20 protein-coding genes and 1 riboswitch are annotated in these 19,578 nt (G+C 42.9%); of the genes, 2 read left to right on the top strand and 18 right to left on the bottom strand.

All coding sequences use genetic code 11. From position 1 onward, the window contains the following. Positions 1-46: 46 nt before the first annotated feature. From UJ203_RS04000 to UJ203_RS03980, 5 genes are all read right to left on the bottom strand, one after another. Entirely contained in the window at positions 47-490 is a 444-nt protein-coding gene (locus tag UJ203_RS04000; protein WP_024121889.1) for a YpbF family protein, read from the bottom strand. Positions 491-554: 64 nt separating this feature from the next. Next, entirely contained in the window at positions 555-1,295 is a 741-nt protein-coding gene (locus UJ203_RS03995) for a LysM peptidoglycan-binding domain-containing protein (protein ID WP_322008654.1), read from the bottom strand. Next, positions 1,279-1,860: a CPBP family intramembrane glutamic endopeptidase gene (locus tag UJ203_RS03990; protein WP_322008653.1), complete on the bottom strand. Its 582-nt coding sequence runs from the start codon at positions 1,858-1,860 to the stop codon at positions 1,279-1,281. Before UJ203_RS03990 ends, UJ203_RS03995 begins: the two co-directional genes overlap by 17 nt. A 14-nt stretch (positions 1,861-1,874) precedes the next feature. After that, a complete protein-coding gene (locus UJ203_RS03985) occupies positions 1,875-3,365 on the bottom strand; it encodes an ATP-dependent DNA helicase RecQ (protein WP_322008652.1) in 1,491 nt (496 codons plus the stop codon). Next, a complete protein-coding gene (locus tag UJ203_RS03980; RefSeq protein WP_322009459.1) occupies positions 3,358-4,416 on the bottom strand; it encodes a helix-turn-helix domain-containing protein in 1,059 nt (352 codons plus the stop codon). Before UJ203_RS03980 ends, UJ203_RS03985 begins: the two co-directional genes overlap by 8 nt. A gap of 265 nt (positions 4,417-4,681) precedes the next feature. On the opposite strand from UJ203_RS03980, the gene UJ203_RS03975 reads away from it, so the two are divergent. Continuing rightward, positions 4,682-4,930, top strand: a complete 249-nt coding sequence (locus tag UJ203_RS03975; RefSeq protein ID WP_003225461.1) for a ferredoxin — start codon at positions 4,682-4,684, stop codon at positions 4,928-4,930. 39 nt (positions 4,931-4,969) lie between these two features. Here UJ203_RS03975 and fmnP read toward each other — a convergent pair whose 3' ends face one another. Then, entirely contained in the window at positions 4,970-5,542 is a 573-nt protein-coding gene (fmnP, locus tag UJ203_RS03970; protein WP_024121894.1) for a riboflavin transporter FmnP, read from the bottom strand. A gap of 156 nt (positions 5,543-5,698) precedes the next feature. Continuing rightward, positions 5,699-5,833, bottom strand: a riboswitch (FMN riboswitch). A 206-nt stretch (positions 5,834-6,039) separates the two neighbouring features. On the opposite strand from fmnP, the gene serA reads away from it, so the two are divergent. After that, on the top strand, positions 6,040-7,617 hold the full coding sequence (gene serA / locus UJ203_RS03965) for a phosphoglycerate dehydrogenase (RefSeq protein ID WP_010334772.1): 1,578 nt from the start codon (positions 6,040-6,042) through the stop codon (positions 7,615-7,617). Positions 7,618-7,674: 57 nt separating this feature from the next. Here the strand turns inward: serA and aroD are convergent, their stop codons facing one another. The 12 genes from aroD to UJ203_RS03905 all read right to left on the bottom strand — a co-directional run bounded on the left by aroD (position 7,675) and on the right by UJ203_RS03905 (position 19,496). Continuing rightward, positions 7,675-8,436, bottom strand: a complete 762-nt coding sequence (gene aroD / locus UJ203_RS03960; RefSeq protein WP_105954926.1) for a type I 3-dehydroquinate dehydratase — start codon at positions 8,434-8,436, stop codon at positions 7,675-7,677. 112 nt (positions 8,437-8,548) lie between these two features. Then, complete coding sequence (locus tag UJ203_RS03955) at positions 8,549-9,658, bottom strand: sigma-X negative effector (RefSeq protein WP_322008651.1); 1,110 nt, start codon at positions 9,656-9,658, stop codon at positions 8,549-8,551. After that, complete coding sequence (gene sigX / locus UJ203_RS03950; protein WP_024121898.1) at positions 9,594-10,178, bottom strand: RNA polymerase sigma factor SigX; 585 nt, start codon at positions 10,176-10,178, stop codon at positions 9,594-9,596. Before sigX ends, UJ203_RS03955 begins: the two co-directional genes overlap by 65 nt. A 203-nt stretch (positions 10,179-10,381) precedes the next feature. Then, on the bottom strand, positions 10,382-12,148 hold the full coding sequence (gene resE / locus UJ203_RS03945; protein ID WP_322008650.1) for a sensor histidine kinase ResE: 1,767 nt from the start codon (positions 12,146-12,148) through the stop codon (positions 10,382-10,384). Then, positions 12,145-12,867, bottom strand: a complete 723-nt coding sequence (gene resD, locus UJ203_RS03940) for a DNA-binding response regulator ResD (protein ID WP_010334777.1) — start codon at positions 12,865-12,867, stop codon at positions 12,145-12,147. The genes resE and resD overlap by 4 nt, the downstream gene beginning before the upstream one ends. 82 nt (positions 12,868-12,949) lie before the next feature. After that, complete coding sequence (gene ccsB / locus UJ203_RS03935) at positions 12,950-14,125, bottom strand: c-type cytochrome biogenesis protein CcsB (protein ID WP_105954922.1); 1,176 nt, start codon at positions 14,123-14,125, stop codon at positions 12,950-12,952. 19 nt (positions 14,126-14,144) lie between these two features. Continuing rightward, entirely contained in the window at positions 14,145-15,773 is a 1,629-nt protein-coding gene (gene resB / locus UJ203_RS03930) for a cytochrome c biogenesis protein ResB (protein WP_322008649.1), read from the bottom strand. After that, positions 15,770-16,309, bottom strand: coding sequence for a thiol-disulfide oxidoreductase ResA (gene resA / locus UJ203_RS03925; RefSeq protein WP_103671745.1), 540 nt, complete (start codon positions 16,307-16,309; stop codon positions 15,770-15,772). The genes resB and resA overlap by 4 nt, the downstream gene beginning before the upstream one ends. Positions 16,310-16,402: 93 nt before the next feature. Next, on the bottom strand, positions 16,403-17,137 hold the full coding sequence (gene rluB / locus UJ203_RS03920) for a 23S rRNA pseudouridine(2605) synthase RluB (protein WP_024121903.1): 735 nt from the start codon (positions 17,135-17,137) through the stop codon (positions 16,403-16,405). Between the two features lie 91 nt (positions 17,138-17,228). Continuing rightward, positions 17,229-17,765 carry a spore maturation protein SpmB gene (gene spmB / locus UJ203_RS03915; protein WP_010334782.1) on the bottom strand — a complete coding sequence of 179 codons (537 nt, stop codon included), beginning with the start codon at positions 17,763-17,765 and terminating at the stop codon, positions 17,229-17,231. A gap of 4 nt (positions 17,766-17,769) precedes the next feature. Further along, positions 17,770-18,360, bottom strand: a complete 591-nt coding sequence (gene spmA, locus UJ203_RS03910) for a spore maturation protein SpmA (protein ID WP_024121904.1) — start codon at positions 18,358-18,360, stop codon at positions 17,770-17,772. Further along, the gene (locus UJ203_RS03905; RefSeq protein ID WP_322008648.1) at positions 18,348-19,496 is read right to left on the bottom strand and encodes a D-alanyl-D-alanine carboxypeptidase family protein; all 1,149 of its coding nucleotides are present in this window, start codon (positions 19,494-19,496) and stop codon (positions 18,348-18,350) included. The genes spmA and UJ203_RS03905 overlap by 13 nt, the downstream gene beginning before the upstream one ends. Positions 19,497-19,578: the final 82 nt, after the last annotated feature.

Raw genomic sequence — 19,578 nt, 5'->3', positions numbered from 1 at the left:
GACAATAAAAAAAAGACGTTTCTATCGTTTGAGAAAACGCCCCATTTTATTTACTTTCAAAATATAGATTAATATCGTATTGGTGCTTCATCAATTGAAAAACAGATTCTCTCGCCTTCCATTTATCAGGCTGCGGCCAAAGATCAGTGCTTTTCTGAATAATTTCACACCTCAGTTTATGGAAATCACCCTCGGCTTTTTCTTCTTTTTTCTTAAAATAATATGAAGTGCAGTATGCAAAAGCAGTTGCCATCATCCAAAATAAATAAAAGGTATGGCTGAGCATTTCTTGAAGAATGAGCTGAGGCGCCGGACTTTTGATCATCATTAAAAGACATAATAAGCCCAGGCAAATGAGTGAGGTCCACCGCCACCTGCGGCATTGCGCAGCATAGTTTTCGTATTTTTGTTTTCGTTTCACCAACGCCTGTAGCATCTGTTTGGTCGGCGCGTCCGTAAATCGGTCCAGTTGGTTCCATAAGGATTCCATACGCTTCACACCTTGTCCCTTTTCATTGCTACAATATATGAACCTGCGATCAAAAAGATGCCCGCTAATACGTCAAAGGGATGTCCAAAATTTGCCCGGTATAAACGTCATTTCCGTTCAAATGGTTATAGGCACGGATCTTTTCTTCTCCTGATCTGCTTTTATAATATTTCATGGAAATGCGGTACAGCGTTTCTTTCTTTTGAACGGTGTGCTGAACGATACGTTTTGCCTCCGTATCTTGAACTGGTTCAGACTGCTGCTGTACCTGTTCCTGCTCTTTTTGGACTGTTTTTTCCGGGGAAGGGGAAGCAGCCGCGCTTTTTGCTTCCTGTTTGTTTGCTGTGTCCTCTTTTTCCGCTACAGCAGGCTGCTTCTTATCAGTTGTTGCTTCTGTTTGTTTCTCTGTCTTTTTGCCTTCAGATTTTTTTTTTAACTCTTCGCGCAGAACTGTCTCTGCCGTTTCTTTTTTGGCCTCTGGTTTTTGGACCACCTCGTATTTACTCTGGCTGCTGTTTATAAAAACATCTTCATAATCATCGGGATTTCCTGGATGGCTTTTCATTAGATAAAATAAGGTGACAAAGACGATAACCGGCACAAATACAAACAGTACTGCGAGAGTGGTAAATAACGGCGTTCTTGTTTTGCCTTGCTTTTTTTTCTTCTCTCTTTGATTTTTTACAGATTGTCTTGTCGGAAGGCTTTCTTCATCATCTTCGAAAAGGTCATCCGCCAATGCGGTTTTATGGTCTTCATAAAGATTCTGGGCTTTTCTTCTCTCTACTCTAGACATGTTCGTCATGTGTATCCCTCCTAACATGTTCAAAACGAATCTGACAGGCAAACACGGCATCAATAATAAAATGCGCCGTTACCGGAACAAATAGATTGCCGGTCCATTCATAAATCAGTCCAAGCAAAAAGCTGATTGCCGTCACCATGATAAAAAGCAGCCATTTTGTCAAATACCGAAAATGAAGAACAGCAAATACAAGACTGGACGCCCATAAACCAATATGGGTCTGCAGCACTCCCCTGAATAACATTTCTTCAGCAAAAGAAATCAGAAGCGTTAAAAATATAATATGAGGGATTGGCCTTTTACTGAATAACTTTTTATTGATTCCGCCGTCATCATATAAATGAGTCGGACACCATTTCATGATTGCCATGTCGGCTAAAATGACAATAACCGCCAAAGAAACACCATAGTAAATGATTCTTGTATCCCTAATATGCCAGAGCCTGAAAAAATCACTTGCATCCTGAAAAAAGAACAAAACGGCAGCAGCGGACACCATGATGATCAGAAGCTGTGTCATGTATAGCTGCTTCAGTATATCACGGTCAGACAGATGCTGGATCAAATCCTTTTGCTGTTTCAGTTCGGCTCACCTACAGTCTGCAGACTGAATATACGGTGCAATTCCGATCTCCAGCCGTCTAATGGCTCTATTTTGACGCGCTCCTCTTTTTGTTCATACAGCGAAAGATCAAAACCGCAATGTGAACAGCATGGCATGCTTCCCTTATCGGGCTCGTAGGTTTCATCAAAATAGGCTAACAGCGATTGTCTTAAACAGCCATCGCGATGAAGCAAAGCTGATACGTGACGCATTTTATCAAGTTTCAGCTCCATGCGATACGTGATTTCCTGCTTGATCAGTTCAATTGATGTTTTCCCCTGCATAAAGAGATGGATGATCATTCGCGACTGCGTCTCTGTGATACCACATTGCATTAATAATTCGCGCAGTTTTCTTTCGTCCCGTTCTTCCGTTTCTTCCAGCACGCGAATAACATTGGCGATTTCTCCATCCGCAAGGCTCTCCATTTGGAAAATCTGCTCCTGCAATTCGAAATCTCCAGGCGCTCTGAGCAAAATGCTGACACTCGGTTTTCCGTCACGCCCTGCTCTGCCGATTTCCTGCATAAAAGCTTCAGCCGTCTGCGGGAGATAAAAATGGATGACATATTTGATATCAGATTTATCAACACCCATTCCGAACGCATTTGTACAGCAAATGACATCAAGCTGGTTATTGATAAATTGCTGCTGAATTAACATTCTGTCACCAGAATCCATGCCGCCATGGTAATAATCAACCCTGCTGCTTGTTTTATTTTTAATTTCCTCCGCTAATTCCTCTGCCCATTTCCTTGTCGGACAATAGACAATTCCCGGGCCTTGCAGGTTTTCAACCAGCTGAACGACCCTAGCTATTTTTTCGGCAGTATCCGCGGTATTTTCAACTTTGAGTGCAATATTCGGCCGGTTAACCGAGTTAAGATGCTGTTCGGCATGATGCAGATCAAGCAAATTCATGACATCATGCAGCGTATCCTTCGTCGCCGTAGCCGTCAGAGCAAGCACCGGCGGATGCCCAAGTTTTTTTCTCAGCTGTCCAAGCTTTGAATAATCAGGCCTAAAATCATGTCCCCACTCCGATATACAATGCGCTTCATCAATAACAAAAAGACTGATCGGAACGCTCTTTAATTTTTCCAGGACATATGACGACTGCAAAGCTTCGGGCGACAAATACAAAAATTTGTAGCGGTGGATATGCTCCAACACGAAATGTCTTTCCTGCCTGCCGAGCATGCTATTTAATGCGGCAGCTCGTTTTTCTCCCCGCGCTTTCAGCTGCTGCACCTGGTCCTCCATTAAAGAAAGCAAAGGAGAAACGATTAATATCATACCGTCAAGCATATAACCGGGCAACTGGTAGCAAAGAGACTTTCCTCCCCCTGTCGGAAGCATTGCAATGGTATCCTTTCCGCTGAGTACGCTTCTGATGATGTCCTCCTGCCCTTTTTTGAAGGAATGAAAACCAAAAAACTGATATAACGCTTGCTGTAATTTAGTCATACTGTTTCACCTGCTTTGCCAATGCCAGCCTGATTTGAAAGTAGCTGAACCGCTGCTCTAGGCCTTCTCGAATTTGTTTGATCTTGTTTGTCCGCATTTGTTTGGCGAACTCAGCAATTTTGAGCTGATCTTCAGCCGAAATATATCCATCAATCACAAAAGCCGGCTCATGAAGAGAAATTTCGACGATATGGTCTTCAATTGTGGCGGTTTTCAGCTTTCTGATTTCTGCAATTCGCTGAATCGGAATCCCTTGTCTGACCATCTGCCATGTTTTTCTCGTAGACTCAGTCAGTGCATTCTCCAGATGCACATCAGAAAGAAGATCCTTTAATATAGAATCTTCACATTGCGGCAAGGAATGAATAAAATAATGTACCGCAGCCCAAAACAAGACATAAACGTACCACTCGTCTTCTTTCAGATTGTCAGCAAGCTGCCTGCTCGTATAACCGATCCTATTATATGAAGTTAATGAGTAGACAAAGATAAGAGCTGCTTTCTCGTCAAGCTTTTGCAAATGATTCTCCAGCATATCCTGCAAGCCTCTTGCCAGTTTTTCATGATCCTTTTGCTTGTGCATGTATCGCTTGACCCAGTGAAGCGTCTTATAGTCTTTTGTGACGGGAATATACTGTCTGCTGCTGTGCTGCTTATTTGACAATACCTGTACGAGAAGGGAAAGTCTTTTCCAGAGCACGCTTGCGGCCTGCTGAAAATAAGCGCCGTGGCAATGGGCTGGCCAAGGCCGTTCACTCAGTGCCTGCCTCAACATGCTTTCGCCTCTAATAGTCACTCTGTATGTATCTGTTTCTGACATCGGTTCCAGAAATGACTGCTGTTCAAGCTTGCGGAGTGAGGCTGAAATGTCGCTTCTTGAACATTGCGGAGCCATTCCAAAATATCTTGCAGTCTGAAATAAGCCGGCATCTTGAATGGTTTGTGACGATCTTTTCCCTTTGAATAAGTGAAAAACGGCACTTCCTGTCCGTTCCCCGTTTATTTTAGAAAGGCAATCGAGAACCATGATATCAAAGTAATTTAATGACAACCTATCCACCCACATTCTTCCTGACAAAAATCGCTGGTTTGTTCTTTTTATTTTAACAGATTTTAAACAGAAATCGACGTTTAAAGTCATCATTAGGGGGGATGTTATGTAGATAACCCCTTATGTGATAAGCATTCTCAATCATTTTTCTGTTGAAATGTGGCATCAACATCATTACAATAAGTAAGAGGAATAGGTGTTAAATTGATTAAATATAAAGATTGATCCATTTGTTCCACCAAGAACAATCTGGGAGGTTTTATTCATGGCAAAGTACACAATCGTAGACAAAGATACATGCATTGCATGCGGCGCTTGCGGAGCGGCTGCACCAGACATTTACGATTACGATGATGAAGGCATCGCGTTCGTAACGCTTGACGAAAACAAAGGCGTTGTCGAAGTTCCTGAAGTACTGGAAGAAGATATGATTGACGCATTTGAAGGATGCCCTACTGATTCCATCAAAGTGGCGGATGAGCCGTTTGAGGGCGACCCGCTTAAATTTGAATAGAAGTAATCGAAAAAGCTCCCCTGCGGGAGCTTTTTTTATTTAATGAATATGCGCGCTTCTTTGCTGTTCAATCCACGGTTTAAGCTTGATAAAGATAAGTGTGAATACAATCGTAATGACAATGCCTTTTATGACGTTAAATGGCAGGATACCAGCGACTACCGCTGTTTTCAGCGCACTGTCGGATAATGCCGGGGAGTGTAAAAACCATGTGTAGGCCGGAAGGATCAGAACATAATTCAGAATGCTCATCAGCACCGTCATAGCTGCAGTTCCAAGCAGAAGACTTACTGCCAGGCCTTTTGCTGAGTTCAGCTTTTTAAATAAGAAAGCAGTCGGCAAAATAAAGAGTGTTCCGGCAATGAAATTTGCAATTTGTCCTACAGGCACTCCAGCCATGCTCCCCTGAATGATATATTGAAGAACGTTTTTTATCGCTTCAACGGCAATACCCGCTAAAGGTCCGTATATAAGAATCGCAATAATGGCAGGGACATCACTGAAATCAATTTTTAAATAATCAGGAAGCCCCGGAAACGGAAAATTTAACAGCATCAAAACAAATGCGATGCTGCTCAGCATGCTGATCACGACTAATTTTTTTACTTTCAATTTGCTCTCTCCTTTTCGATCACATCTTACTCGAAAAGCGGAAAGGTTCTTTTTCCAGCCAATAAAAAAACCGCTCTATGATATAAAAGCGGGGTTTCAAAAATTTGGCTTGGTAAAGAAACGTTTGAAAACCTTTCTTTCAAAACGCTGCTGAACCTCCATCTTCTCCCATCCAGACTATACTGTCGGCTTCGGAATCACACCGAATCCTGCTGTCAAAAACAGCTCGCGGGCTTAGAGCCATTGCTCATCACCGCCGGTAGGGAATTTCACCCTGCCCCGAAGACTGATCATATGAATTTGGTTCCATTATAAACGATAAACGGCTGGTTGTATAGATAATTGCTTCAAATTAAATATAACGCCAAAAGTCTCTAAAACTGGTCAATTCCTCACTTTCCTTTTATCCTTTACTGCGTCAATACACATTGACACTCTATTGAGAATATGTTAAATTATCAGATATTTAGTTTGTCAATTTAGGAGGAAATCTTACGATGTTTCGAGTATTGGTCTCAGACAAAATGAGCAACGACGGCTTACAACCACTTATTGAATCAGACTTTATTGAAATCGTACAAAAAAACGTAGCAGATGCAGAGGATGAATTACATACCTTTGATGCTCTATTGGTGCGAAGCGCGACAAAAGTAACAGAAGACCTTTTTCAAAAAATGACTTCTTTAAAAATCGTCGGAAGAGCCGGTGTCGGTGTGGATAATATCGACATTGACGAAGCGACGAAACATGGGGTAATTGTTATTAATGCACCAAACGGAAACACAATTTCCACAGCTGAGCACACATTCGCGATGATCTCATCTTTAATGAGACACATCCCTCAGGCCAATATCTCTGTAAAATCCAGAGAATGGAACCGCACAGCATATGTCGGTTCGGAACTTTACGGCAAAACACTTGGAATTGTAGGATTAGGAAGAATCGGAAGCGAAATTGCACAGCGTGCGAGAGCCTTCGGTATGACCGTGCACGTTTTTGATCCTTTCTTAACAGAAGAAAGAGCGAAAAAAATCGGTGTAAACAGCCGTACGTTCGAAGAAGTCTTGGAAAGCGCAGATATCATCACTGTGCATACACCCTTAACAAAAGAAACAAAAGGCTTATTAAACAAAGAAACAATTGCAAAAACGAAAAAAGGTGTTCGCTTAATTAACTGTGCACGAGGCGGCATTATCGATGAGGCAGCTCTTCTTGAAGCTTTAGAAAGCGGCCATGTTGCCGGTGCGGCTCTTGACGTTTTTGAAGTTGAACCGCCAGTTGATAATAAACTCGTTGACCACCCGTTAGTGATTGCCACTCCTCACCTAGGGGCATCGACAAAAGAAGCGCAGCTGAATGTTGCAGCGCAAGTGTCAGAAGAAGTTCTGCAGTTCGCAAAAGGTCTTCCTGTTATGTCAGCCATTAACCTGCCTGCCATGACAAAAGATGAATTCGCTAAGATTAAGCCGTACCACCAAATCGCAGGAAAAATCGGCAGCCTCGTATCACAATGCATGAAAGAGCCGGTACAGGATGTCGCGATTCAATATGAAGGCACAATTGCTAAACTTGAAACATCGTTTATTACAAAAAGCCTTCTGTCAGGCTTCTTAAAACCACGCGTTGACTCAACAGTTAACGAAGTAAATGCGGGCGGTGTCGCAAAAGAACGCGGCATTAGCTTTAGTGAAAAGATTTCCACTTCTGAATCTGGATACGATAATTGCATTAGCGTAAAAGTGACAGGAGACCGCAGCACCTTTACCGTTACAGCTACCTATATCCCTCATTTCGGAGAACGCATTGTCGAAATCAACGGGTTTAATATCGACTTTTATCCAACAGGCCACCTGGTTTACATCCAGCATCAGGATACGACGGGGGTCATCGGCCGAGTGGGACGTATTCTCGGAGATAACGATATTAACATTGCAACCATGCAGGTTGGCCGTAAAGAAAAAGGCGGAGAAGCCATCATGATGCTTTCTTTTGACAGACATTTAGAAGATAAAATTGTGAAAGAACTAACAGATGTTCCTGATATCGTGTCTGTGAAACTTATTGATCTTCCATAAGAAAAAAACTCAAGCTCTGCAGCTTGAGTTTTTTTCTGCTTTTTAACGGTTTCCTGTTTATGTATGTTTGTGCAGTACTTCTAACACGTTTCTCAGCTCGGATACAGGTATTTGCCCAGGTGCTGAAGCCTCTTCTCCTGCGCCGAATGTGCAAGCTGATCCAAATATCTCACCGCTCAGCCTGCTGACTAATCCCGTTCCCGCCATTGACATTGTGATCATTGGACGGTCCGCATATTTTGTCTTCATCGTATACGTCGCATCAAGCAAGGTTAAAAGATCTCCTGCATCCTTCGGCATTACGGCTATTTTCGGAATATGCGCTCCTAACTCCTGCATTTTACGAAGCCGAGAAATGATCTCGTCCTTTTCAGGTGTTTTCTGAAAGTCATGATTAGACATAATCACATAGACACCATTTTCTCCCGCTAAAGATACTAACGCTTCAACGTTTGCCTCTCCTGAAAATAATTCAATATCGATAAAGTCTATATCTTTTGTGCGGATTGCCGTTTCCAGCAAAGCGATGTAGGAACTTACATCCATTTCTTTGCTCCCACCTTCTTTATGCGATCTGAATGTAAATAGAAACAGCTTGTCTCTCAAAGACTCTCGCAGCTTTGAGATCATCTTTATGACTGCTTCATTGTCGTCTGCTTTTTCAAATACATCGACTCGCCATTCGACAATATCCGGATCCAGTAATTTCACAGCTTCTGCTTCTTTTAAAATTTGCTTTTCTGTTTTCCCCATCAGCGGAACGATGATTTTCGGCATCCCTTCACCGATGGAAACTCCTTTGATTGTTAACACGTTCACTCGTCTCAAATCCTTTCAATCTTTACCTTGTTTTATTATACACGGACAACTTTTTTTTGAAAATTTCTATTATATGAAAAGCAACGAAAAAAGAGCCTGAAAAAAGGCTCTTTTAATGTAAGGAAATCGGATTTGGAGCAGCAGGAACCGGAATAGCTTCTGTTACATCGTATCTGCCGATTTTTTTTGTTCCCGTTTCCGCAAAGGTCACTTCTGTAAAGCCAAACTCCTTTGCTGTTAAAAGAAGTCCCTCCAGCATTAAGATGCCGGCAATAGAATCCTCAACCCCCGAGTGTTTTGTGAAATGGATATATAAGTGATTCTGTTTCTCCGTTACAGATTTGACGGCACCCGCTTGAATAAGAGGTGCAGTATTTGTTTGATTGCTCGATTCCATTTCCTTAATAGCTTCTTTTACAGTATTAAATGTTCTTTCTGTTGGAACGAGAAAGTCTTGTCCTTGTTCATTTTGGTACAAGGAGTAGGCTCTGTTCGACTGTTTAGGAATAGGAATTTCAGTAAAAGTACCATTTGAGCCAATACTGGCGCCGTCCTTTTTCTGCTCCGATGAAAAAATTTTGATTTTTTCATAAGGACTCCATTTTAAAGATTCTTTCAGCAATTTTTTTAGTATTGCGTCGTCTTTTACAGAAAAAGCCTCAATGGGCTGATCGACTTGTATATTTAATTCCTTATGATTTTGGTTTTCCTTTACTTCTACTTCATCCATGAAGGAGGGAATCGTGATGGCGTGATCAAGGATATCCAATTGATCACTTTCAAACAGCACCTCCTGTATGGTTTGGTTTGATTTCGTTTTTTTAATGCTGACGGGTATAATTGTGGATGTTTCGGCATCGGCAATTGCTACAGTCGTATAGTTGTTCTGCTCCTTTTCAGGAACAACTAACGATGACTGATCCAGGGATAATGCAGCTTTTTTGCTGTCTGCTGTCTCAGTTTTCGTTATAGCGTTTTCTTGGGACGCTTCTTTTTGTTGAGGCTGTGCCTGATCAAAGAAATGAGGAGAAATAAAGAAGGCGATATAAACCGCAACCGCAGTGGCACATGTGGGGCCAATCCACCTAACAGCGGACTTTTTTTTGCTTTTTGCCATCGAAAGCCGCTTATATATGTCTTGCGGAGAACGATGGTCTTTAACTGCCGGCAGTTGACTTAACAACTCCTTTATCTGTTCTTCGTTCCAATCTGACTTCATCATCCATTAGCTCCTCCCTCAAAAGCTCCATATGTTTCCGAAGTACTTTGAGCCCTCTGTGTTGGGTCGTTTTCACTTTGCTTTCCGAGAAGCGCAGAGCATTGGCTGTTTCCTGTATTGAATATCCCTGAATAAACCGTAAGATAATCACAGCTCTTTGATCGATCGTACATTGATCGAGCGCAGCATAAATTTCCCGGACATTTTCATGTTGAACCGCGAGTTCGTCCGGAAGCAATTGCTGATCTCTGACATCCTGTGTATCCCAATCAAATGTCCCGAGTACACGCTGTCTGATCGTCTGCTGCTTACGGAACCAGTCTATCGCCACATGGCGTGCAATCGACAAAAGCCATGTTTTTTCACTGCTTCTTCCTTCAAACGTATGATATGAATTTAATACACGGATATAAACCTCCTGAAGAAGGTCTTCAGCCTGGCTTTTATCCTTTACCATATAAAATAAAAATTGATATAAATCTTGATGGTAAGTTTTATATAACGCTTGAAAGGTTTCTTCCATAGGAAACCCCTCCGTTCCTTTAGTCGTAATAATAGCTTAAAAGTTACATTACAACTATATTACGAGAAACTGGAATTTGGAAGGGAATTTATATTAACATATCCTTAAATTTTATTAAGAAAAACCTTTTAAAAAACACCCGCTTGGATCAGCGGGTGTTTCTTATGGAACAAGATTCTTCGGCAAATTCAGACTCGACTTGATCATTTTGTCGGAATATAAAACGTAAACGTCGTTCCTTTGTCCATCCGGCTGTGCACCGTAATGGTACCGTTGTGAGCTTCCACAATATTTTTGACAATAGCAAGTCCCAGTCCGGTTCCTGCTCTGCCTCTTGTCCGTGCTTTATCTGCTTTATAGAACCGCTCAAAAATAAATGGCAGATCCTCTTCCGGTATGCCGGAGCCGGAATCTTTGACGTCTATTTTTATTCCATCCTTAACCGTATGAACGGAGATGGAGACACTGCCGCCTGATTGAGTATGACGCAGCGCGTTATCGATTAAATTGGTAAACACCTGCTCCATCTTATCTTCATCAAACATTAATTCCTCTTCAGTGAGAGAAATGTCCTGATGCAAAGAAATATTTTTTTCCTTGGCAACGCCGGAAAATTTGCGCATGATCTTTTCTATAAATTCATTAAGATTGATTTGTTCATAATGCAATCCAGTATGCCCTGATTCCATTCGCGCTAAATCAAGCAAATCGTTGACAAGCCGGCCCATTCGCAGTGACTCGTCATATATAATTTGAGCAATCTCTTTTCGGTCTTCTTCGGAACTCGCAATGTCATCGACAATGGCTTCACTATACCCTTGAAGCATGGAGATCGGCGTTCTTAATTCATGGCTGACATTTGCGATAAAGTCTTCGCGCAATTTATCAAGGCGGCGTTCTTCGGTCATATCTCGAAGAACGGCAACCGCGCCTCTGACATGCGATTCCGCATACAGCGGCGACATCAGCAGCACCCATGATCTGCCCTGCAGCGTCATTTCAATCATTTGTTCTTTTTCTGTGCTGACAGCATTTTGGAACAGTTCTTTTGCTTCTGGCGGAAGATTGTCGCCTTCTTTAATATTCATATTCTGCTCATAATACCAAGCCTGCAGAAAACGTTCGGCCGGCGGGTTTGTCACGAGAATCGTGCCGTCGATATTGATGGTAATCACTCCGTCAGCCATACTGCTTAATATGTTTGAAAGCTGTTCTTTTTCTTGGTTGAGTGCATTGATATGAAAGTTAAGCTGCCGACCCATTTGATTAAAGGCGGTTGCCAGCTCACCGATTTCATCCTGGGTTAAAATCGGGATTTTCGTGTCAAACTTGCCCTTTGCCAAATCCTGTGCGCCCTCTCTCATTTTTCGAAGCGGATACGTGACCCTGCTTGATAAAAAGAAAGCAAAAAATGTGGTCAGCACAATCGCAATGCCTGCGGCAAGGAATATATAACGGGTCGTGTGTTTTGTTGTGTCTTTGACAGCAAGCAGAGACTGAGATAAAAAGACCATGCCTTTTTTTCCGTCTTTTTCATACGGAACACCCACAATCAGGCGTTCATTATCCGTGTCTCTGCCGCTCAGGCCCGTACGTTTACTGACTTTTTTATGGTTGTCCAGAGCCTGATGTAAATCCTTGTCCCGCTGTATTTGCTCAAGCGTGATAGATGAGAGCCGATTTTTATCGTTCGGCGAATACCAGTATTTTTTCTCATCCTGTATGATCGCAATGCTTGTTAAGTTATCAGCAAGCTCCCAGGTGATCGACCTTGCCAGCGCCTGATCCTCGTGTTTTTCTAAGATGACTGCGACTTTATTTGCAAGCTGGGTTAAATCATTTTCGGCTTCTTCCACATGATAATTTTCGATAAACTCGAGTAAAAGCACTGTTAAAATAAATAATACGATCAGGACAAGAGAAAGGATCGTAGCCCACAGCTTGCCTACTACGCTTTTCCAAAATTTCATTCAGCGCCTACCTCGAATTTATAACCGACGCCCCATACGGTGACGATTTTTTTGGCAGCTCCCGGTGATACTTTATTGAGCTTTTCCCGGAGACGTTTGACGTGTGTGTCTACTGTACGCAGATCGCCAAAAAATTCATACTGCCACACTTCCTTGAGAAGCTTTTCCCGATCATACACTTTGTCAGGTGTTTTCGCTAAGAAGTAAAGGAGCTCATACTCTTTCGGTGTTAAGCTCACTTCAGTTCCGTCAGCAGTTACCCGATGGGCATCATGATCGATTGACAGATGAGAAAACACCAATACGTTTTTCGTCGGCGTATTCGCATTGAAATAAGAGTTTTGAGATGCCCTTCTCAGAAGCGCTTTTACCCGCAGCACAACTTCTCTCGGACTAAACGGTTTGACAATGTAATCATCTGTTCCCGATTCAAACCCCTGCACCCGGTTTGCTTCTTCTCCTTTTGCGGTCAGCATGATGATTGGTGTAGCTTTTTTTTCGCGAATTTGGCGGCAGACCTCAATTCCGTCTGTGCCAGGCATCATTAGGTCAAGCAAAATTAAGTCATAATTGGTTTCGAGGCCTTTGGCAATGGCTTCATCACCATTTTCCGCTTCTTCAATCACATAATTTTCACGTTCAAGATACATTTTTAAAAGGCGGCGAATTCTGGCTTCGTCATCAACTACTAATATTTTGGTTTCATTGGTTTGGTCCATCGTTTTCCCCCTGCTTTCCTTCTGTTACTTTCATTTTATCAAATCGTGAGAAAGGTTGAGAACTGTATCGCTTTATTCTGGACTATGCATAAGAATGAAGTCCGGCAAGCACAAGATTTACAAATATTAAATTGAACATAATGATGGCAAAACCGATTACGGCCAGCCATGCTGATTTCTCACCGTGCCACCCTCTTGACAGCCTTAAATGCAAATAAGCGGCGTAAAACAAAAACGTGATCAGCGCCCATACTTCCTTCGGGTCCCAGCCCCAAAATCTCGTCCAAGCGAGCTGAGCCCAAATCATTGCAAAGATCAGCGCGCCGAGTGTAAAAATCGGAAAACCGATGGAAACGGCTCTGTAGCCAACCTCATCCACCAGATCAAGATTCACATTTTTCACCAGAGGATGTAAACAAGCACTGATTCTTTTTCTGACGATCAGGCGAAGCGCTCCGTACAATAGGAGTCCAGCTCCAAACGACCAAATCACTGTGTTTACCTTTCTGCCTGAGAAAAGGGCCGGAAGCTCTGCAATGGGCTGCATTTTCCCCTCGGTGGTAAGCTCACCCTCATGCGGACCTACAAGTGCGGGCATTTCATAGACCATCACGCTTTTTTCCTTATTCTTATCCACCCAGTTAAACTCAGCTTCATAGCCGGCAAAACGAAACACAGATGTTATCACAATAAAGGCAACTGCCGTCACCATAATAAACATGATAGCTTCAAGCCAAAAGGTTTTTTTACTTGGTTTTGTCTGGTCAACATGCTTCAAAAGAAAAATGACACCTGCGACAAAACTGATGGCGAGTATAGCTTGCCCCAGCGCAGCCGTAGTTACGTGGATATACAGCCAATTGCTCTGCAATGACGGAATTAAAGGCGAAATGTCCGTCGGAAACATGCTGGCGTATGCAATCAGCAATAAAGCGATCGATAATGTAAACAGACCTAATGAAGGCAATTGATAGATAAAATAAAGGATAATAAACGCAAGCACAAGCATCATGCCAAAGGCCGTTGTAAATTCAAACATGTTGCTGACAGGCGCATGGCCGCTGGCAGCCCACCTTGTAATAAAATAGCCCAGGTGGCAGAGAAAACCGATAATCGAAAGGGTAATCCCGATCGTCGCCCACCGGTTTGCCCTGTCTTTTTTATTTTTCCTTCCGCGTATGGCCCCGCCGAAAATCGGGACCGCGATTAAATACACGAGAAAGGCCGCATAAAGAAAATTTCCGCTCAGCTCCGCCATGACACCACTCCCTTTTCGCCTATTTCTGTGTTTTCATTAATTCTTTTTGGTCTGCTGGTTCAGTCAGCCCCGTATCGGCTAAAACAAATTTTAAATCCTGCTTCATTCCGTACCAGTTTTTATTGGTATGGCCGGCAACCATGACTGCACCTTCCTGTGTATGCAGCCAGATTCTGCGGTGCTGCCAGTACATTCCTTGAATGACGCCAATCATAAAAATGGCTCCGCCGATGGCAAGCACCCAAAGCGTCAGATCTTTTCTGACTGTCAGACCGGTTATGTTTTTCGTTTCGACATGGTCAAATTTTAACTTGTACTTATTGCTGCCCGACCCTTCAATTGTTTCTTGAATGACAACAAAGCTTTTTTCGCCTTTTGGCTTATCTGGCGTTATGATATTAAAGACAAACGCCGGATTGTTAGGGATTTTTGTTTTTGTGCTCGGCTCTCCGTCCTGATTAAAATAGAAGTCAGGAAGGTAGCTGGCGACCTCAACTTTGTAACCGTTGCCAAGATCATAAACCGAATCTGGATCCAATAGGTTGATCTGTAAGCTCCCAAAGGATTTTTTTGATTTTTTGTCAATCAGCTGAAACACCATCTGATCGAGCTGATTCTCTTTATAATCCACCTGATAAACAGAAAACGAATCAAAGCGCAGCGGCTGGTTGACACGAATATCTTCTTCTTTTATTTTTTTCAGCTTCGGCTTCTCTCCATAGACAATTTTGCCTTCCCGTTTATAGAGAACCGCGTCTGTTTGAAAATTTTTCGCGACCTTTCCGCTTCCGACTCTGTCAATGGCATCAGCGAACACCTTTTTTTCTGTATCGCTGTTATAAGTCTCTACACTGAATTGATTGTTTTTCAAATAATATCTTCCGTCTGTGCCTGGAATTGCCGCAGTTTCGCCTTCTCTGACCCAGAGCGTTTCATCGACGTACATGCCCGGCACAAACCTTAGCATTGCGCCAATCAGGAAAATGATTAGTCCTATGTGATTGACATACGGACCCCAGCGGGAAAAACGCCCTTTTTCCGCCAGAATGCTGCCCTCTTGTTCTCGTATTCTATAACGCTTTTTCTTTAAGAGAGTCACAATCTTTTCTTTTTCTTCAAGGTTGAGCTCGGTCTCCGTTTCACTGAACAGCCGCTGCCTTTTTAAGAAAACAGGGCTTCTCCTGACCCCCTGATTTTTCAATGCTCTGTACAGGGGGATCACGCGGTCAAGGCTGCAGATGACAAGAGAAATGCCGATAGAGGCAATCAGCAGCAAATACCACCAAGATCCATATAAATGATGGAACCCGAGTAAATAATAAAGCTGGCCGAACGTGCCGTATTGTTCTTTATAATATGTATCAGCCTGAGCGCCGGGGGGCAAATAGGCTTCTTGAGGAAAAATAGTCCCGAATGCTGATGCTGCAAGGGTTATGACGATAAGCCATATTCCGACCTTAACCGAAGAAAAGAAGTTCCATATTTTATCAATGAACGTTTTGTTATAGGTTTGTGAACGTCTCGCACTTCCATCGTATCTCATATCAGCAAGCGGGGGCTGCGTTTCCTGAAGCGCCCTGCCGCACGATTCACATAAAACGGTTCCGACCGGGTTGATATGTCCGCATTCACATTTTACCTGCTTCATCCCGAAGCCGCTCCGGGTTTTATCAGATTCATATAGTCATGGATCATGCTTTCTGTCATAGTGCCGGTCACCACCTTGACAACTTTTCCTTCCGGATTGATTAAAAAGGTTGTCGGAAGCGGAGATACGCCATAGGCATCAAGCACCTGACGATCTGTATCCAGGACAACCGGAAAATTTACTCCGTAGGATTTCATAAAATTATGTACTGCTATCTTTGACTCCCCAACATTTACCGCGACAATTTCAACGCCCTGGTCTTTAAAATATTTGTATTGGTTCGCCATATAAGGAAATTCTTTTTTGCACGGCTCACACCAGGTGCCCCAGAAATTCAAAAAAACACCTTTTCCTTTTAAGTCACTCAGCTCAATACGTTCCCCATTCGTATCTTCAAGGACAAAATTCGGTGCCTCGGACCCTTCGGATATGCTCTCTTTGTCGGCAAATACAGCATTGTATATTGTATAGCCCAGCGCGCAGATTAAAACGAGAAGGATGCCGGTCCGAATGAATAAACGCCTTTTTTTCTTCATTGTCCACTGCCCCCTTCCCCTATTGCAGATCCATTCAATTATATCATTTCACAATCATTTCACATTTCTAACTTTTTGAAGGTTATGTGAAACTTAGAAAGCGTTTTTACCGTGTTCCGCTAGCGCTCGGAGTCTTTTGACTTCGTGCGGCGTAAGCTCTCTTGCGTCTCCCGTATTTAAGCCTCTCAGATTTAAAAATGCGTATTCTTCCCGCTTCAGCTTGATTACTTCATGTCCGATTGCTTCAAACATGCGGCGCACTTGCCTGTTCCGTCCTTCATGGATGGTCAGCTGTATAATGCTTGTTTGTTTTTTCTTATCCAATGAAAGCAGCTTCGCTTTGGCAGGCGCTGTTTTGCCTTCCTCCAGCATAATGCCGCGCTCCAGCTTTCTGATCAGCTCTTTAGACGGTATGCCTTTTACCTTTGCTACATATGTTTTGTTTATTTCATATTTAGGGTGCATCAGCTTGTTGGCAAACTCGCCGTCATTGGTTAAAAGCAAAAGACCGCTTGTATCGTAATCCAGACGTCCGACCGGATAGATGCGCTGCGGCACTTCTCTAAAAAAGTCCGTCACGACTTTGCGCCCTTTGTCATCGTCCGCTGCGGAGATCACGCCTCTTGGTTTATATAGCAGAAAATAAACAGGCTCTTCACGTTCGACCTTCAAGCCGTTTACTTCAATCTGATCAGAACCGGTGACTTTAACACCAAGCTCTGTTATTACTTTGCCGTTCACCTTTACTTTTCCTTCTTTAATCAGCTCTTCTGCCTTTCTGCGCGATGCAACTCCGGCGTGAGCAATTACTTTTTGCAGTCTTTCCATGTCTTTCACCTCAAGTATTATCTTACTTTTTTCAACCTGAACAAACAAGCTTTTTCAGATTTCGCATGCTTTATCTAAAAAAACGCCATTTTCAGGCGCTCCCAAATAATAACGTAACGATGATGATAGATGCAACTACACCGATTAAATCAGCAAGAAGTCCCACCTTTAACGCATCACCCATTTTTTTAATGCCGACAGCTCCGAAATACACCGTCAGCACATAAAGTGTTGTATCCGTTGATCCCTGCATCACCGATGCCAGCCTGCCAATAAAGGAGTCCGGTCCATACACTGCAATTAAATCAGTGGTCATACCCAGAGCAGCCGTACCGGAGATCGGACGAATCAGCGCAAGCGGAACCACCTCAGCCGGTATGCCGATGGCGGAAAAGGCCGGCTTTAATAGATCCATAAAAAAGTCAAGCGCCCCTGATGATCTGAAAACAGTAATCGCAACTAGCATCCCGACTAAGTAGGGGATAATCGAAAATGCGATCTCAATTCCTTCTTTTCCGCCTTCAACAAAGGATTCATATGTCGGCACCTTTTTGATTGTCCCATAAAGAAGAATGCCGGCTATAATAATAGGGATCATGGCTAAAGACAGCCAGTTGATAATTTCCATCGGCTTACCTCCCCTTCTTTTTACGGCGGTAATAAAAATACCGGTCAATAATAATGGCGCCGATTCCAGAAATAAGAGTCGCCAAAATGCTCGGTCCGACGATATCTGTCGGCGTTTTGGAGGAATAGGCCATTCGCACGGCGATAACCGTTGTCGGGATGAGAGTAATGCACGAAGTATTAACAGCTAAAAAAGTGATCATGGAACGGCTCGCTTCCGAACGGTTTCCATTCAGCTTTTTCATTTGCTCCATTGCTTTAATGCCAAGAGGTGTGGCCGCGTTCCCGAGGCCGAAGAAGTTCGCCATGAGATTTGATAAAATGTAGCCCATTGCGGGATGATCCGGCGGTATGTCAGGGAACAGCTTAGAAATAAAAGGCCTGCACATACGGCTGAAAATATCCAGCAGTCCTGACTGTTCAGCTATTTTCATTAAACCCAGCCAAAAAACAAGCACGCTCATAAGTCCAAATGAGATTGTGACAGCTTCTTTGGCTCCTTTAAACACCGCCTCATTTACATCCTGCAGCGTTCCATTGCACATCGCAAATACTAGCCCGATCACAGTTAAGCTGACCCAGATTATATTGACCATTTTGCCCCGCCAGCCGCATTCAGAAAAATGGATTGAAACGTTTCAAAAAACTTTTTTTTCGGTTTTTGATTTCGTTCGTTTTCGTAATAGATCGGCACATTTGCGATGGTTTCATCGTTGAACATGACTTTCATGTGTCCTACAATATCCGGAATTTTTGAGACATCCTTTTCCCAGGCTTTTTTCGGTTTGAGCAGGGTAGTGTTGATTTTGACATCTTCTTTTTCTTCTTCGGTAAGCAAATAGGTGATGTCCCGTTTGATGAAAGCTTTAGACTCATAAAATGTACCTTTGAGCTTCGGAATGTCTCCTTTTTTTGCGATTAAATATGTTTGATAATGATCAAATACATAGTTAAACATATTCATATGATCATCCCAATCGTCGGGGTCATTAATGGTAACGGCTATCAGATTTACGCCGTCCTTTGAAGCGGTTGAAACGAGTGTGCGTTTTGCAAGCTTGGTATAGCCTGTTTTCCCCCCTGTGCTGTATGGATACAGCATCGTCAGCAATTTATTTTTGTTTTTCCATACGCTTTCCATTGTTTCTGCTTTGTATATTTTTGTGCCGGAGATGGTTTGATAGTCTTTGAGCTTCATGGCGTATTTCGTTAAAACAGCCATGTCATAAGCTGTTGAATAGTGATTTTCATGGTCATCCAATCCGTGCGGGTTTTGAAAACGGGTATTCTCCATACCGATTTGTTCTGCTTTTTGGTTCATCATATAGACAAATCCATCGAGGCTTCCCCCGACATACTCAGCAATCGCAACAGCAGCATCGTTCCCGGATCTCAGCATCAGGCCATACACAAGATCCTTTAATTTTACTTTTTGCCCTTCGGTTAAATAAATGGCCGAACCCTCTGTTCTGACCGCATTTGCAGAAACAGTCACGGTTTCTTCCATTTTTCCGGATTCAATGGCGAGAACAGCGGTCATGATCTTTGTAATACTGGCAATCCGCCTTTTTTCATGCTCGTCCTTGGCAAATAACACTCTTCCTGATGTGCCGTCAATGACAATGGCGCTCTTCGCACTGACATTTATAGCTGCATGTGCTGTGTTCACATTTACATTTGCAAATAGAAAAGAAATGATGACGATTAATACAGCTTTTTTAAAAATGCGCATGTTTGTTCACGTCCTTGTGGTGGTTTGTACAAGTTTATGCGCATGTCCATCAGTTATGAATAACAATTGTGTCCTGGCCTGC

The organism is Bacillus sp. V26 (assembly GCF_034296245.1).
GTDB lineage: Bacteria > Bacillota > Bacilli > Bacillales > Bacillaceae > Bacillus > Bacillus halotolerans.
Note: the sequence above shows the minus strand (reverse complement) of the source record. Positions and strands in the feature narration are given on the sequence as shown.

Excerpts from the sequence above, each read along its gene's own strand:
- UJ203_RS04000 (WP_024121889.1), bottom strand. The coding sequence starts at position 490 with ATGGAATCCTTATGGAACCAACTGGACCGATTTACGGACGCGCCGACC.
- UJ203_RS03995 (WP_322008654.1), bottom strand. The coding sequence starts at position 1,295 with ATGACGAACATGTCTAGAGTAGAGAGAAGAAAAGCCCAGAATCTTTAT.
- UJ203_RS03985 (WP_322008652.1), bottom strand. The coding sequence starts at position 3,365 with ATGACTAAATTACAGCAAGCGTTATATCAGTTTTTTGGTTTTCATTCC.
- UJ203_RS03975 (WP_003225461.1), top strand. The coding sequence starts at position 4,682 with ATGGCAAAGTACACAATCGTAGACAAAGATACATGCATTGCATGCGGC.
- serA (WP_010334772.1), top strand. The coding sequence starts at position 6,040 with ATGTTTCGAGTATTGGTCTCAGACAAAATGAGCAACGACGGCTTACAA.
- UJ203_RS03955 (WP_322008651.1), bottom strand. The coding sequence starts at position 9,658 with ATGATGAAGTCAGATTGGAACGAAGAACAGATAAAGGAGTTGTTAAGT.
- sigX (WP_024121898.1), bottom strand. The coding sequence starts at position 10,178 with ATGGAAGAAACCTTTCAAGCGTTATATAAAACTTACCATCAAGATTTA.
- resE (WP_322008650.1), bottom strand. The coding sequence starts at position 12,148 with ATGAAATTTTGGAAAAGCGTAGTAGGCAAGCTGTGGGCTACGATCCTT.
- resD (WP_010334777.1), bottom strand. The coding sequence starts at position 12,867 with ATGGACCAAACCAATGAAACCAAAATATTAGTAGTTGATGACGAAGCC.
- ccsB (WP_105954922.1), bottom strand. The coding sequence starts at position 14,125 with ATGGCGGAGCTGAGCGGAAATTTTCTTTATGCGGCCTTTCTCGTGTAT.
- resB (WP_322008649.1), bottom strand. The coding sequence starts at position 15,773 with ATGAAGCAGGTAAAATGTGAATGCGGACATATCAACCCGGTCGGAACC.
- resA (WP_103671745.1), bottom strand. The coding sequence starts at position 16,309 with ATGAAGAAAAAAAGGCGTTTATTCATTCGGACCGGCATCCTTCTCGTT.
- rluB (WP_024121903.1), bottom strand. The coding sequence starts at position 17,137 with ATGGAAAGACTGCAAAAAGTAATTGCTCACGCCGGAGTTGCATCGCGC.
- spmB (WP_010334782.1), bottom strand. The coding sequence starts at position 17,765 with ATGGAAATTATCAACTGGCTGTCTTTAGCCATGATCCCTATTATTATA.
- spmA (WP_024121904.1), bottom strand. The coding sequence starts at position 18,360 with ATGGTCAATATAATCTGGGTCAGCTTAACTGTGATCGGGCTAGTATTT.
- UJ203_RS03905 (WP_322008648.1), bottom strand. The coding sequence starts at position 19,496 with ATGCGCATTTTTAAAAAAGCTGTATTAATCGTCATCATTTCTTTTCTA.